Origin of the sequence: Lysobacter sp. ISL-50 (assembly GCF_018612875.1) — a bacterium.
In the GTDB taxonomy this organism is placed as follows: Bacteria; Pseudomonadota; Gammaproteobacteria; order Xanthomonadales; family Xanthomonadaceae; genus Lysobacter.
The window spans coordinates 1-14,676 of the sequence record NZ_JAGGRI010000008.1 but is presented as its reverse complement, the minus strand read 5'-3'; the positions used below and the strand labels follow the sequence as shown (position 1 = coordinate 14,676).

Below are 14,676 nucleotides of genomic sequence, written 5' to 3'. Positions count from 1 at the left end.
TGCGGCTCAGAGCTTTGGCCCGGCGCAGCTACTGACTCGCGAGACCGAGGGACACCCGAAGGGCGGCGCACATGGACGTGCGCCGGGTGCCACCTTGGGCAGGATGCCCAATGTGGCACCTGCCTGCGCAAGCATCGCACTCGTGGCTTTTGATTCGAAACAGCCTAAAGCCCTTTCTTTGGTTACTTTCTTTGTGGCTTCGGACAAAGAAAGTGACCCGCCGCTTCATGGCGGAAGCTTTACGCGTTTGATCTGCTTTTAGCGTTTGATCTTTGGTGGCGTTATCGCCAACGCCACCAAGGCCCTGGCGTCCCGCAAGATCAATAAGCGCGACACTGAAAGAACCGCACCCGGGTAGTACTGCCAGGCGGCGGCTGCAGTTGCACCCGAGAAGACCGCAACTCCGGATACCGATCAAGCACCTGGCAGATGTTGTCGATATCCTGCTTGCCCGCATCGGTAAGACGATAGATCAGCAAATTGGAAGGCGTAGACCACAACGCCCGCTCGACCCCGTTCAACCCCGCGATAGCGCGAATCACAAAAGCGCGATCGGCCGCAGGATTAGCCGAAGCCCCCGAAACCGCTGGCGCAGCCGCCGCAGGGCGAGCCGCCACCGCCGGTTGAACATCGGAAGCCTGATCGTCGGCGGCAGCGTCATCGGCAGGCGCAGGCCCCTCGGGCGGCATCACAGCCGCTGGCGGCGCATCCGCCGGCACCGGCACGACATCCCCGCCGTCCCGCGCCGCAGCCGTCTCAGTCGCCGGCAAAGCCGCAGGCGCAGCGTGAGGAATCAAATGCGGCACCACGAAGCCCACGATCAGCCCCAACACGATCGCCCCCGCCCAGGCCGCGACGATCGTCTGGATGCTGCGCTTCTGCGCCGCCGCGATGACCTCGTGGCGAGTAGAGGCCGGCAGCAACGGCTCGACCAGTTCCCACAGCGTCTCGCCGCTGTACAGATCCAGCCCGTCGGCGACGCGCTCGGAATGACCGTCGAAGCGCCCCGTGGTGACCAGCAGACCGCCGGCGGCACCGTTGAAGCGCACCGCATCCGCCAACTCGGCCACGGTCGCGGCCGAGACCTTGTAATCGGCGTCGCCCAGCTTGCACGACAGCAGCCACGGCTTGCCGGCGCGCAGCAGGCGCAGCTCGGCCTGAGTGCCGCGGGCGAGGGATTCCTCCACCGACTCGGCCTCGAACCCGCGCTCGCGCAGGGCCTCGACGATCAGGCGCGCGAATTCGCGCCAGCGCATCTTGGCCAGACCGGCGATACCGGTGGAGACCTCAGTGCGATGGCGGCGGTAGGACCAAAGGTAGGCGGTGGACGCCAGACCGATCGTCAGGGTGACGGCGGCGGCAGCCCACAGGGAGAAACTCGACATGCAGCGCTAGGCCCATAAAAGACGCTGAGGATATACGGCTTCAGACATATGAAATTCACGAAAAATGAGACTTATTTCTCGGAATCGTTGTGTCTTTCATCAGCCGTTGCTCTTTCAACGTCCCATGGGCGGGGCTGTGAACGGCAACTGCATGCTGGCACGAACTGTGCCGGAGTCACCTGATCGGAGGGCCTGGAAGCCACAAAACGCGCGAGATGCGCGGTGATGAAGATATGCGCGAATGGCGCAAGAACCGTGTAGCGGCCTGGAGCCCTGGGTGGGGCGATAAGAAAGCCCGCCAGTCCGAAACCGTAAGGGGAGGGGAGCATACGGAAGCGCGGACTGGCGGGCTTAAACCGTGCGCGGCGGGTGGATGGCCGCGCGGTCGAACCGAGTGTGTACGACGGGTACTACGAGTCTTGTATCGGCGAGCGGTCGCTTACGGCGCGACTGGCGGCTTGGGGCGGGCGATCGACTTGCGCGGTGCCTTGGCGGCCTTGGCCGGCTTCTTCGCCGCGGCCTTGGCGGCCTTCGGCTTGCGCGCGGCGGCGGGGGGCTTGGCGGCCTTGGCGGAAGCCTTGCGCACGGCCGGCGCGCCACCTTGGCGGCGCAGCTCGGCGGTCAGCGCATCGACGCGCTCGCTCAGGCCGGCCAGATCGTCGCGGCCCGGCACGCCGAGCTTGACCAGCGCGCGCTGCACGCGTTCTTCGAACACCTTCTCGAGGCGATCCCAGGTATCGGTCGCGCGCTCGCGCGCCTGGCCGACCTTGGACTCGACCGCATCGCGCAACACGCTGGCCTGACCGCCGGTGAACTTGCGCGCGGTCTGCTCCAGGTTCAGACCTTCCTTGACCAGGCCTTCGAACAGCTTGGTGCCCTCGGCCTGAGCGCGACCGAACGCGCCGACGCCGGCCAGCCAGATCTGCTGCGCGGATTCGCTCAACGTCTTGGACAGGCGCTCGGCCTGCTCCTGCGCGCTGCCCTTGCCGGCGTTTTGGGTTTTGCCGGCGGACTTCTTCGCGGTCTTCTTGAACTTGGCGGCCATGGACATCCTGTAATTGGGGTTGGTGCTGTGCCGCCAAGATGGGCTTGCTGTCTAGAGTATTCACACCACCACTTGGAGTACGCCACCACACCCAGGCGCGCCAACCGTTTGTCCGGCGTTGAATCAGCAGATCGCGGCGTAAGGCCCCTAATCCAGCTGCGACGAAGGTCACCCTTACCCGTCATTCCCGCGAACGCGGGAATCCAGGGACTTTCGTGCGAGAACGCTTGAAGTCACTGGATTCCCGCGTTCGCGGGAATGACGGCCTGGGGAGATGGCGCTGAAGTCTCGGCCAGTCGGAATGGCGATCTGGAAAGAGGCAGTCTGCGACGCCAACCACCCTCACCCCACCTGCTGCTTCCGAACCGCCCGCTTCCCCGCGCGCGGCGATGCCTTCGGCGCCTTGGCCACCAGATGATCCACATCGTCCAGCGCCCGCCGCAGCCGCGCCGTCGTCTCGGTGTCGCGCCGCGGCTTGCCGATGCCGTCGAGGATCGAGCGATCGGTATCGGCCAGCACGTCCTCGCGCAGGCGCAGGCCGTGCGCGGCCAGCATCGGCGCCAGCGTGTCCTTGCGCAGGCGCAGGTCGGCCAGGGTGTTGCGGTAGGCGATCTCGCAGATGCGCTTGCGCGCCGAGAAGCTGAAGGCGTTGGTGAAGAACAACTCGCGGTCTTCGGCGTTGGGCTCGAACACCAGTTGGTCGATGTCGGGGTATTGCTGGGCGTAGCGCGCCAGCCCGACCTGCATGCGCGATTGCAGCAGGGTGCGGAAGGTCTGCGACAGCACCGCCGGCAGGCCGCCGGCGGCCAGGCTGTTGTCCTCGGCCACCGGCACGCCGTGGTTGTGGTTGAACGGTACCAGCGGATTGATGCCGATCAGCAGGTCCACGCCGCGTTCGAGCACGACCGAGGCGTGCATGGTCCGGCGCAGCGCGCCATCGACGAAGTGACGGCCGCGGATCTGCACCGGCGGGTACAGGCCCGGCAGCGCGGCGCTGGCCTGGACCGCTTGCGAGATCGGCACGTCCTTCCAGTCCGCGCCGCCGAAACGCACCGCGTCGCCGCTGTCGATATCCACCGCGACCACGTACAGCTCGGCGTCGAGTTCGCGGAAATCGTTGCTGCGGCCGCGCCGGGTGAACACTTCGCGCAGGAACAGCTCGACCTGGGCGTTGTCGAACAGGCCATTGGGAATCAGGCCGCCGAAGCGGGTGATCAGGTCCGACCAGCGCGCTTCCAGCGGCGAGAACAGCAGCTCGCGCCACCACTCGGCGGCCAGGCGCGGAAAGCTCGCCGCGCGCTTGACGTATTCCAGGAACGCCGGGCGCATGAAGGTCTCGGGGCGGAACTCGACGTCGGCGCTGTCGCCGGTGACGAAGATCCGGCACATCTCGGCCGTGTCCATGCGGTTGGCCAGGCCGGCGGCGAGGAAGGCGCCGCTGCTGACGCCGACGTAGCAGTCCAGTCGGGTCAGGTCGAGGCCTTCGATCGCCTCGTCGAGCGCGCGCAGGGCGCCCAGTTCGTACATGCCGCCGATCGGGCCGCCGCCGGCGATGGCCAGGCCGATCTTCGGCTTGGCGCCATCGGGCGCGGATTTCGACGCGGGCTTGGATGCGGAGGGGCGGGTGCCATTGGCCGACTGTTTGCGGCTCGCCCGATTCCGGGCGGAGTGAAGTGACAGCATGTGATCGGCGGCACGGCCTTGGCGGAATTCGGTCGAGTGTAGCCCAGCCGGGCGGGGCGTCCAGCCGACCTGTACCAAGGTCGCAGGCGGCGGCGACAGGCAGGCGAAAGCCAGGAGGCTCAAGGCCCTCCGATCAACAGGGCGCTCAGCTTTTGTGGGAGGGCCTTCAGGCCCGACGCTTTCCGTTCCGCCGCGACGACGCCCGAAGCACCGCACGCCTTGCAGCCAGCCGCCGCCGCCGCGATCATCCCTCCCGATGTCCAGGACGACCGACCTCAGCCGACGACTGGGCTGCCTGCTGGCCCGCCACCAGGCCCTGCACGATCCGCGGCGCGAACCGCGCAACCAGCTGCGCTGGCTGCCCGAGCTGCGCCAGTGGCAGGCGCGGCGGCTGGAGGCCAGCTTCGACCGCTTCCTGCGCGATCCGCGCCGGCGTCCGGCGGCGCGGTTCTTTCTCAGCGACGTCTACAACGACCGCGACTTCAGCCGTCGCGACGCCGACATCGCCAAGGTCCTGCCGATGATGCAGAAGCTGCTGCCGGGCGCCTTGCTGTCCACGGTCGCCGACGCGATCGAGCTGGGCGTGCTGACCCAGGCCTTCGATCTGCGCATGAGCCAATGGCTGCACGAGATCGCCCCGCGCCGGCGCAAGCTCGACGGGGCGCTGTACGCCCAGGCCTACCGCGCCTGCGGGCTGCCGCGCCTGCGCGAGCATCAGATCCAGCTGATCTCGCGGGTCGGCCTGGGCCTGGGCAAGGCGCTGCGGATGCCCGGGGTGATGACCCTGTTGAAGCTTTCGCGCGGCCCGGCCAAGGCGGCGGGGCTGTCGGAACTGCAGGGATTCCTGGAACGCGGTTTCGCCGCGTTCGCGCAACTGGGCGATGTGCGCGAATTCATCGCCGAGATCGAACAGGACGAGCGCGAGGTGGCGCAGCGCTTGTTCGAAGAGGACGCCGACCCGTTTCCGGGATTGGCCTGAGCCGCCGCGCTTACTTGAAGCGTTCTTCCAGGACCCGGCGGATTTCCGATTCGATCGGCCCCTTCAGCGCGCCCAGCAGGAACCCGAGCTGCGCGGTCACGTGCAGCTGATTGGGCTTGAGCGCGATCTTGCCGTCCACGCCGCTGCGGGAGAAATTCAGGATGTCGTCTTCCCAGCCGTACTCGACGTCGAAACGCTCGGCGAGCTTCTGCGCGACTTCCTCGACGGCTTTGCGGGCCTTGGCCGGAGCCAGCGTGTGCGGATGGCGGATATCGATACTGGACATGGTCTGGGTTCTCCCTGGAGCCGGGTATTGTGCCAAGGCCTGCGGCCGGGAGCGAGTTCGCGGGAGCGAGGAGTGAGTTCAGAGGAATGAGTAAGGCCTGGCGCTTTGACTCACTCCTCACTCCTGTGAACTCGCTCCTGGCCCCACGCCATTGCGCTAATTCATCCAACACCGCCAGCACCCCGGATGTGCCCGTGTACACAACCTGCTAGATTCCTGCCGAGTGAGCGCCCTCAAACTTCGATACCCCAACCGCGAACATGGCGACCTGGCACTGAAGCCGGGCGTGCATGCCATCGGCCGCGACGCGGCCGGCCGCACCGTCCTGGTCGAGGACGCGGGCGCGGCGATCGCGCAACTCACCGTCGACCGCCGCGGCGTCTGGCTGCAGGTGCGCGAAGGCCTGCGCGGTCTGCACGTCAACGGCCGTCCGGTCAAACGCATGGCGATGCTGCGCGCGGGCGACGCGATTTTCCTCGACGGCGTGGAATTGCTGCTGGTGGCCGACAAACCCGAAGCCGCGCCGCCGTTCGGCGTGGAGATTCCGGCCGATTCGCGCATGGTCGTGCGCGGCGTCGGCGGCATCCATCACGGCCGCTGCTACACCCTGGATCAACCCAAGGTGATCGGCCGCGCCGGCGATTGCGACATCCGCATCAACGAGCCGGCCTTCGCCGACCGTCACGCGCGCCTGGAGGCGCACGCCGACGGCGTGGTCCTGCGCGATGTGGGCTCGGTGGACGGCAGCGTGGTCAACGGCCAGCCGGTGCGGCATGCCTTGCTCAAGCCCGGCGATCAGTTGTTGCTCGACGGCCAGCATCGTTTCGTGATCGAAGCGCCGAGCCGCCAGTTCAGCGCGGCCGAGGCCTTGCAGGCGCAACTGGCGCAGGAAGCGGCCGCGAACGAAACCCGGCCGTCGCCGCCGTCGGCCTTGCCGTCGTCGGTGCGGCGCATGCCGTGGCTGTTGCTGGCGGCGGTGGTGATGGCCGGCTTGCTGGGGCTGTTGCTGCTGTATGGCGTGCGCTGAGCGGCTTAGTCGCGTCGCGGCGGGTTGTCGGGGCTGAAGCCCCTCCCACAAAAAACTTCGGAACTGCGCGGCGCGGCTTGAAACACCGCGAAGCCGCGAGGTCTTTTGTGGGAGGGGCTTCAGCCCCGACGCCGTCCGAAGCCGGCGCCAGGGCCCTGCCGGCCCGATTCAAGAAAACGACGCCCCTCAGCGCGCAGCCGCCAGCCGCGCCCGCGTCCTGGCCTCGGCGAACCTGCGCCACATCCGCCAGCCCAGCAGCACCGCCAGGATCGCCGCATACAACGCCGGCTCGCGGATATCGGACTTCACCAGCCACCAGAAATGCAGCACCGCCAGCACGGCGATGACATAGACCAGCTGATGCAGCCGGCCCCACAAACGCCCCAGCCTGCGCATCATCCCCTGGGTCGAAGTCACCGCCAGCGGAATCAGCAGCAGCCAGGCCAGGAAACCCACGGTGATGTACGGCCGCTTGGCGATCTCCTCGAAGATCTGCGTCCAGTACCCCTTCAGATCCAGGATCAGATACGCCGCCAGATGCAGGCTGGCGTAGAAGAACGCGTACAGCCCCAGCAGGCGCCGGAAGCGCAGCAGCGCCGCTTGCCCGGTCAGCTGGCGCAGCGGCGTCACCGCCAGCGCGATCATCAGCAATCGCAGCGCCCACAGACCCAGCCGGTGCTCGATCGCGGCGATCGGGTCGGCGCCCAGGCCGCCGCTGCCGGTCAGGAATTCCTCGCGGATCTGCCAAGCCAGGATCGCCGCCGGGGTCAGCGCGAGCGCATGCACGACGACCTTGGCCGCGATCACGCCCCGGGGCGTCCTGCGTTTGTGCGCCGGCCGCGGCGCGGACGCGGCGGCCGGCGGATGAGCCGCGGAATCGGCCGTCATCTCAGAACCAGGTCCGCAGGTTCATGCCGGCGTACAGGCTGGAAACCTGCTCGCCATAGCCGTTGAACAACCGGGTCGGGATACGGTCGGCGAACAGCTTGCTGCCGGTGCCGGCGATGCGGCGTTCGGTCTTCTGGCTCCAGCGCGGGTGATCCACCGCCGGATTGACGTTGGAGAAGAACCCGTACTCGTTGGATTGCAGGTCGTTCCAACTGGTCAGCGGCCGGTGCTCGACGAAACTGATGGCGATGATCGACTTGATGCTCTTGAAGCCGTACTTCCACGGCACCACCAGCCGCAGCGGCGCGCCGTTCTGCTGCGGCAGCGGCTTGCCGTACAGGCCGGTCGCCAGCAGGGTCAACGGATGCATGGCCTCGTCGATGCGCAGGCCCTCGCGGTAGGGCCAGTTGATCGAGGGATAGGCGATCCCCGGCATCTGCTTGCGGTCGGCCAGGGTGGTGAAGGCGACGTACTTGGCCTTGGCGGTCGGCTCGAAGCGCTTGAGCACATCGGCCAGCGGCACCCCCAGCCACGGGATCACCATCGACCAGCCTTCCACGCAGCGCAGCCGGTACACGCGTTCCTGCGGGGCCAGGCCCTTGATCAGGTCTTCCAGCGAAAGCTTGCCGGGTTTGGCGCAGGCGCCGCCCACCGCCACCGTCCACGGACTGGTGCGCAGGGTCTTGTCGGCCGCCGACGGGTCGCCCTTGTTGGTGCCGAATTCGTAGAAGTTGTTGTACGAGGTGATGTCGGCGTAGCTGGTCTGGACTTCGTCGGTGCGAAAGCCGGCCTTGATCTGTTCCGGACTGGGCGGCGCGGCCTGGGGCGGCGGCGGGGCTTCGGCCTCGGCGCAGCCCGACAGGCCCAGCGCCGGGCTCAGGGCGAAGGCGGCCAGCAGGCGCCGCCGGTCGCGGTAGACCGCCTCGTCGGTGATCTGCGAGGAGGGGATATTCAGTGCTTCGCGCAACGACATGGGAACGGCTCCGGAGCGGACGGGCGAGGGCTTCGCGGCGGGTGGGGCGGCTCATCATCCATACGAGACCGGTTACCCCTATAGAGGCGGCTTGCGGGGTAAAAGTTGCGCGAGTAACGACAAGTACACACGGTGCTGCACTGCGGCATACTGCGGGGCCCACCCCAACCACGGAGCTACCGATGTCCCGCGCTTTCAACTTTAGTGCCGGTCCCGCGACCCTGCCCGAATCGGTCTTGCTGCAGGCGCAGTCGGAACTGCTGGAGTGGAACAACGCCGGGGCCTCGATCGTGGAACTCAGCCATCGCGGACCGGAGTTCATCCAGGTCGCCGCCGAAGCCGAGCGCGACCTGCGCACGTTGATGTCGATCCCGGACGATTACGCGGTGATGTTCCTGCAGGGCGGCGCGACCGCGCAGCAGGCGTTGATCGCGTTGAACTTCGCCGATCCGGGCCAGACCGTGGACTACGTGGTCACCGGCCATTGGGGCAAGACCGCATTGAAGCAGGTCAAGCCTTACGTCAGCGCGAATGTCGCCGCCAACGGCGAGGGCAGCGGTTTCCGCGAGATTCCGGCGCGCGGCGAATGGAATCTGTCCAAGGACGCGGCCTATGTTCACTACACCGCGAACGAAACCATCCATGGCGTCGAGTTCCGCGATATTCCCGAAGTCGGCGAGGTTCCCCTGGTCGCCGATTTCAGCTCCTCGATCGTGTCCGAGCCGCTGGATGTGTCCAGGTTCGGCGTGATCTACGCCGGCGCGCAGAAGAACCTCGGCCCGGTCGGCGTCAGCGTGGTCATCGTCAAGCGCGAACTGCTCGAACGCGCCGGCCAGCCGCGCGCAGAAATCTTCGACTACCGCGCCCACGTCAAGGGCGAGTCGATGCTCAATACCCCGCCGACCTATAACTGGTATCTGGCCGGGCTGGTGTTCAAGTGGATGCTGGCCGAAGGTGGCGTGACCGAGTTCGCCCAGCGCAACGCGCGCAAGTCGGCGCTGCTGTACGGCGTGATCGACAACTCCGGCGGCTTCTATCGCAACGAAGTGCTGCCGGCGGTGCGTTCGCGCATGAACGTGCCGTTTTTCCTCAAGGACGAAGCGCTGGACAAGCCCTTCCTCAAGGAAGCCGAGGCGGCCGGGCTGATCTCGCTCAAGGGCCATCGCGCCCTGGGCGGCATGCGCGCGTCGATCTACAACGCGATGCCCGAGAAGGGCGTGCAGGCGTTGGCTTCCTTCATGCAAGACTTCCAACAACGGCACGGGTGAGCGGCCGCGCTTGGCCGATGCCCTATCGGCATCGGCCGCGGCCGCGAACGCCCGGCCAAGGATGGCCGGGCCGGGCGATCCGAAGGCGATCAAGTTTCGCCACGGACGGCAGCGAACACCTTCGGAAGCGACGAGACTCCAATGACTGACAAATCCAGCAAGACCAAGAAATTGCAAGCCAAGCTTCCCGGCAAGCCGAAGCCCGCAGTCGCCAAGAGCGCCGCGGAAAAGAAATCCGCGGGCAAAGCCAAGCCGGCCGCGGTCGAAGAGGCCGCGCCCGTCGTGGCCGTTCCCGATCTGGCCACGCTGCGCGAACGCATCGACGGCATCGACCTGCACATCCAGCAACTGATCGGCGAGCGCGCGCAGTTCGCCAATCAGGTCGGCAAGGCCAAGGGCAAGCTCGCCGCGGCGGTGGATTACTACCGCCCCGAGCGCGAAGCGCAGGTGCTGCGCCGGGTGGTCGATCGCAACGACGGCCCGCTCAACGACGAAGTGCTGGTGCGGTTGTTCCGCGAAATCATGTCGGCCTGCCTGGCCCAGCAGGAGCCGTTGAAGATCGGCTTCCTCGGCCCGGAAGGCACGCATTCGCAGCAGGCGGTGTACAAGCACTTCGGCCATTCGATCCACGGCCTGCCGCTGGCGAGCATCGAGGAAGTGTTCCAGGAAGTCGAAGCCGGCAGCGCCGATTTCGGCGTGGTGCCGGTGGAGAACTCCACCCAGGGCACGATCCAGTCCACGCTCGACATGTTCCTGACCTCCAAGCTCAAGATCAGCGGCGAAGTCGAACTGCGCGTGCACCAGCACCTGCTTTCGCGCAGCGGCCGCATCGAGGACATCGAGCGCGTCTACTCGCATCCGCAGTCCTTCGCCCAGTGCAAGGCCTGGCTGCGTCAGTACCTGCCCAAGGCGGAGAAGATCGCGGTGTCGAGCAATGCCGAGGCCGCGCGCCGCGCGCGCAACGCCGACGACGCGGCGGCGATCGCCGGCGCCAGCGCCGGCAACGTCTACGGCCTGCGCAATGTCGCCGGTCCCATCGAAGACCGTCCCGACAACACCACGCGCTTCCTGGTCATCGGCCGCGAGTTGTTCACTCCGTCCGGCAACGACCGCACCTCGCTGTTGATCTTCATCAAGGACGAGCCGGGCGCGCTGTACAACGTGCTCTCGCCGTTCGCCAAGCGCGGGCTGAGCATGAACCGCATCGAGTCGCGTCCGGGCCATACCGGTCGCTGGCAGTACGCGTTCTTCGTCGATATCGGCGGCCATGTGCAAGAGCCGGCGATGCGCGAAGCGCTGGAGGAACTGGAAGAACTCGCGCACGAAGTGAAGGTGCTCGGTTCCTACCCGGTGGCGATCGCATGAATCAGGCGGCATCGCACTCCGCGCAGGCGCCGGCCTTCGACGAAGCCTGGTTCGCCGCGCGCGCGCAGCCGGGCGTGCAGCGCCTGAAGGCCTACGACCCGGGCCACGACCTGGTCGCGCTGCGGCGCAAGTTCGGCGAAGCCAACCTCGCCGAACTGGGTTCCAACGAAAATCCCTACGGCCCGTCGCCGGCCGCGCGTCAGGCGATTCTCGACAGCCTGCACGCGCTGCATCGCTATCCCGATCCGCTCGGCGCCGATCTCAAGCGCGCGCTGGCGGCGCGGCACGGCGTGGACGTCAAGCAGATCCAGCTCGGCAACGGTTCGCACGAATTGCTGATGCAGCTCGGACAAGTGTTCGCAGGTCCGGGCGACGAGATCGTGTTCTCGCGCTACGGCTTCGCCGTGTTCGCGCTTTCGACTCAGGCCGCCGGCGCGCAGATGCGCATCGTCGAGGCCTTGCCGCGCGACGCGGCGATGCCCAACGGCCACGATCTGGACGCGATCGCCGCGGCGGTCGGTCCGGCCACGCGTCTGGTCTATGTCGCCAATCCGAACAACCCGACCGGCACCTGGTTCGGCCGCGACGCGCTGATCGCCTTCCTCGACCGCGTGCCGAGCGAAGTCATAGTGGTGATGGACGAGGCCTACGCGGAAATGGCCGACGCGCCCGATTACGCCAGCGCCTTGTCCTTGCTCGATCGCTATCCCAACCTCGCCATCACCCGCACCTTCAGCAAGGCCTACGGTCTGGCCGGTCTGCGCGTGGGCTATCTGCTGGCGCAGCCGGGGCTGATCGCGGTGATGGACCGCCTGCGCGAAAGCTTCAACGTCAACGGCCCGGGACTGGCCGCGTGCGAAGCCGCGCTGGGCGATGTCGAGCATCTGCACTGGGCCTGCGCGCGCAACGCCGAGCAGCGTTCGGCGCTGAGCGAGGCGCTGGGTAAGCGCGGCCTGCGCGTGTTTCCGTCGCAGACCAATTTCGTGCTGGTCGAATTCGGCGCGCGCACGCCGCAGATCGAAGCGTCCCTGGTCGAACGCGGGGTGATCCTGCGGCCGATGGGCGGCTATGGTCTGGCCGATTGCATCCGCATCAGTGTCGGCTCGCCCGACGAGAACCGCCGCCTGCTTGCCGCGCTCGACGAGGTGTTGGCGTGAGCGCGGCCAGCGCCGATGATGGCGCCGCCGCGCAGGCCTGGATCGCCGGCGCGGGCATGCCGTTGCACGGCTCGCTGCGCGTGCCCGGCGACAAGTCGGTGTCGCATCGCGCGGTCATGCTCGGCGCCTTGGCCGAGGGCGTCACCCGCGTCACCGGATTTCTCGAGGGCGAGGACACCCGCGCCACCGCGCGCGTGTTCGAGCGTCTGGGCGTGCGCATCGAAACCCCGAGCGCGAGCGAACGCATCGTCCATGGCGTGGGCCTGCACGGCCTTCGCGGCATCGACGCGCCGCTGGACTGCGGCAACGCCGGCACCGGCATGCGCCTGCTCGCCGGCGCGCTGGCCGGGCAAGCCTTCGACAGCGTGCTGATCGGCGATGCCTCGTTGTCGAAGCGGCCGATGCGCCGCGTGACCGAGCCGCTGGCGGCGATGGGCGCGCGCATCGACACCGAGGAAGGCGGCCTGCCGCCGCTGCGCATCCACGGCGGCCGCGCGCTGACCGGGATCGAATACACCTTGCCGGTCGCCAGCGCGCAGGTGAAATCGGCGCTGCTGTTGGCCGGCTTGTACGCACGCGGCGACACCGTCGTGCACGAACCGCATCCGACCCGCGACTACACCGAGCGCATGCTCGCCGCGTTCGGCTGGCCGATCGACTTTTCGCCGGGCTACGCCCGGTTGAGCGGCGGCCACGCGCTGCGCGCGACCGATGTCGCGGTGCCGGCGGATTTCTCCTCGGCGGCGTTCTTCCTGGTCGCGGCGAGCGTGGTGCCGGGTTCGCAGCTGCTGCTCGAAGCGGTCGGCATGAACCCGCGCCGCACCGGTCTGTTGGCCGCGCTGCGGCTGATGGGCGCGAACATTGTCGAAGAGAACCCGCGCGCCGAGGGCGGCGAACCGGTCGCGGACCTGCGCGTGCGCCACGCGCAACTGCACGGGATCGAAGTGCCCGAGGAGTTGGTGCCGGACATGATCGACGAATTCCCGGCCTTGTTCGTCGCCGCCTCGCTCGCGCGGGGCCGCAGCGTGATCCGCGGCGCGGCCGAGTTGCGGGTCAAGGAGTCCGACCGCATCGCGACCATGGCCACCGGCCTGCGCTCGCTCGGCGCGCGCATCGAGGAAACGCCCGACGGCGCGATCATCGACGGCGGCGCGCTGCACGGCGGCGAAGTGGACAGCCACGGCGACCATCGCATCGCCATGAGTTTCTCCATCGCCGCGCAGTTGGCGTCGGGTGAGGTGCGGATCGGCGACGTGGCCAACGTGGCGACGTCGTTTCCGGGCTTCGAAGCGTTGGCGGCGATGGCGGGGATGCGGGTCGGGGCGGCTGAGTAGGGAGGCGATTGCTCCGCCCAACACCGTCATTCCAGGCTTTCCCAGGCGGTCATTCGGATTGGCGCGGCCTTGTAGAAACGCATGTAAAACCCCCAAAAAAACGGCAGCCCGAAGGCTGCCGTTTTTCTTGTGGGAGGGGCTTCAGCCCCGACGCTCTTCTTTCAGATCGCGATATCGCGAATCCCGACCCTTCACTGCGCCGGACGAAACTCCACCGGCTGCTCCACGATCGAAGCAACCTCGCGCCCATTGCGAGTCGCCGGCTTGAAGCGCCAATCGCGCATGGCCAGCATCGCCGCGCGATCGAGATCGCGCGAGCCGCTGCGGCGGGCGATCGCGATATCGTCCGGAACGCCGTCGGCGCCGACGTTGACCCGCAGCACCACGGTGCCGCCTTCGCCGCGACGCAGCGCGGTGACCGGGTAACGCGGTTCCGGGCTGCGGTTGGCGATCGGGCGCGCATCGGTGGCGCGCGGTTTCGCCGCGAGCGCCTTGCGCTGCGCGGCCGCCTTGGCCTTGACCACGGCGGCCTGCCTGGATGCCGCAGCGGTGGCGTCGTCGGCGACGCCATCGGCCGGCGTGCGCTCCACCGGCAGGGTCACCACCGGATGGATCGGCGCCGGCGGCGCGACGGCCGGGCGCTTGCCGTAGAAAAACCAGCCCATGAACGTGGCCGCGAGCAACAACATCAGCAGCCACAGGCCATTGCGGCTGGGCGCGGCCTCGACCGCGGCGGCTTCCGGAGCCGGCATCTCGTGCTCGGGTCGGTTGGGATCGATGGTTTGTGACGGGGTGTTCATGCCGACCTCCTTGCGAACGATCCCCGGGGGATGGGATCGCGGAGGCCGAGCTTCTAAGCGGCGGCGTTACTCGCGGGTGAACGAGGTGTGGATTTGGTTCAGGGGGGATTCAAGCGCGGATTTGGGTATTAGCGGGATTTAGAAGCTGAGGTTGGGGCTTCTCGGCTTCGGGGGCTGCGCGTTGAACGTCGCGCTTATTGATTCGGATTGAACGTGATCGGCACCATCACCACATCGGTAGCCGGCCGGCCACCGCGCGTGGCAGGACGGAAACGCCAGCTGCGCACGGCATTGACCGCGGCGCGGTCGAGCATGCGCGAACCGCTGGTTTCGGCGACATCGACCGCGCCGGTATCGCCTTGTTCGGTCACTTCGACCCGCACCCGCACCGTGCCGCCTTCGCCGCGGCGCAGCGACGCGGCCGGGTACTGCGGCGCGCGGTTGCCCGGCAGCGGCGCCGCCGGCACGTGCGCGCCGCTGGCGGCC

14 protein-coding genes are annotated in these 14,676 nt (G+C 67.7%); 6 read left to right on the top strand and 8 right to left on the bottom strand.

The features are described 5' to 3' along the window. Positions 1-320 precede the first annotated feature (320 nt). The 3 genes from J7J50_RS05820 to J7J50_RS05810 all read right to left on the bottom strand — a co-directional run bounded on the left by J7J50_RS05820 (position 321) and on the right by J7J50_RS05810 (position 4,113). The gene (locus tag J7J50_RS05820; RefSeq protein ID WP_215060288.1) at positions 321-1,385 is read right to left on the bottom strand and encodes a restriction endonuclease; all 1,065 of its coding nucleotides are present in this window, start codon (positions 1,383-1,385) and stop codon (positions 321-323) included. A 439-nt stretch (positions 1,386-1,824) separates the two neighbouring features. Then, positions 1,825-2,430: a phasin family protein gene (locus J7J50_RS05815; RefSeq protein ID WP_215060286.1), complete on the bottom strand. Its 606-nt coding sequence runs from the start codon at positions 2,428-2,430 to the stop codon at positions 1,825-1,827. Between the two features lie 342 nt (positions 2,431-2,772). Next, positions 2,773-4,113: a patatin-like phospholipase family protein gene (locus J7J50_RS05810; protein ID WP_215060284.1), complete on the bottom strand. Its 1,341-nt coding sequence runs from the start codon at positions 4,111-4,113 to the stop codon at positions 2,773-2,775. Positions 4,114-4,369: 256 nt separating this feature from the next. Between J7J50_RS05810 and J7J50_RS05805 the strand changes: the two genes are divergently transcribed. Continuing rightward, positions 4,370-5,092, top strand: a complete 723-nt coding sequence (locus tag J7J50_RS05805; protein WP_215060282.1) for a hypothetical protein — start codon at positions 4,370-4,372, stop codon at positions 5,090-5,092. A gap of 10 nt (positions 5,093-5,102) precedes the next feature. Here J7J50_RS05805 and J7J50_RS05800 read toward each other — a convergent pair whose 3' ends face one another. After that, positions 5,103-5,378, bottom strand: coding sequence for a polyhydroxyalkanoic acid system family protein (locus J7J50_RS05800; RefSeq protein WP_057943306.1), 276 nt, complete (start codon positions 5,376-5,378; stop codon positions 5,103-5,105). A 223-nt stretch (positions 5,379-5,601) separates the two neighbouring features. On the opposite strand from J7J50_RS05800, the gene J7J50_RS05795 reads away from it, so the two are divergent. Further along, entirely contained in the window at positions 5,602-6,405 is an 804-nt protein-coding gene (locus J7J50_RS05795) for an FHA domain-containing protein (RefSeq protein WP_215060280.1), read from the top strand. Between the two features lie 186 nt (positions 6,406-6,591). Here J7J50_RS05795 and msrQ read toward each other — a convergent pair whose 3' ends face one another. Next, positions 6,592-7,212: a protein-methionine-sulfoxide reductase heme-binding subunit MsrQ gene (gene msrQ / locus J7J50_RS05790; RefSeq protein WP_343222438.1), complete on the bottom strand. Its 621-nt coding sequence runs from the start codon at positions 7,210-7,212 to the stop codon at positions 6,592-6,594. A gap of 82 nt (positions 7,213-7,294) precedes the next feature. Continuing rightward, entirely contained in the window at positions 7,295-8,266 is a 972-nt protein-coding gene (msrP, locus tag J7J50_RS05785; RefSeq protein ID WP_215060276.1) for a protein-methionine-sulfoxide reductase catalytic subunit MsrP, read from the bottom strand. Positions 8,267-8,448: 182 nt separating this feature from the next. On the opposite strand from msrP, the gene serC reads away from it, so the two are divergent. The 4 genes from serC (at position 8,449) to aroA (ending at position 13,390) form a co-directional block, all read left to right on the top strand. Next, positions 8,449-9,534: a 3-phosphoserine/phosphohydroxythreonine transaminase gene (serC, locus tag J7J50_RS05780; protein ID WP_215060273.1), complete on the top strand. Its 1,086-nt coding sequence runs from the start codon at positions 8,449-8,451 to the stop codon at positions 9,532-9,534. Positions 9,535-9,675: 141 nt separating this feature from the next. Then, positions 9,676-10,899 (top strand): prephenate dehydratase, encoded by a 1,224-nt coding sequence (pheA, locus tag J7J50_RS05775; protein WP_215060271.1) that lies wholly within the window; start codon positions 9,676-9,678, stop codon positions 10,897-10,899. Beyond that, complete coding sequence (hisC, locus tag J7J50_RS05770; protein ID WP_215060270.1) at positions 10,896-12,056, top strand: histidinol-phosphate transaminase; 1,161 nt, start codon at positions 10,896-10,898, stop codon at positions 12,054-12,056. Before pheA ends, hisC begins: the two co-directional genes overlap by 4 nt. A 56-nt stretch (positions 12,057-12,112) precedes the next feature. Continuing rightward, positions 12,113-13,390 (top strand): 3-phosphoshikimate 1-carboxyvinyltransferase, encoded by a 1,278-nt coding sequence (gene aroA, locus J7J50_RS05765; RefSeq protein WP_215060439.1) that lies wholly within the window; start codon positions 12,113-12,115, stop codon positions 13,388-13,390. A 191-nt stretch (positions 13,391-13,581) separates the two neighbouring features. Here aroA and J7J50_RS05760 read toward each other — a convergent pair whose 3' ends face one another. Both J7J50_RS05760 and J7J50_RS05755 read right to left on the bottom strand, forming a co-directional pair. After that, positions 13,582-14,190: an energy transducer TonB gene (locus J7J50_RS05760; RefSeq protein WP_215060268.1), complete on the bottom strand. Its 609-nt coding sequence runs from the start codon at positions 14,188-14,190 to the stop codon at positions 13,582-13,584. Positions 14,191-14,384: 194 nt separating this feature from the next. Further along, on the bottom strand, positions 14,385-14,676 hold a 292-nt coding region (locus J7J50_RS05755; RefSeq protein ID WP_215097473.1), incomplete at its 5' end, for an energy transducer TonB.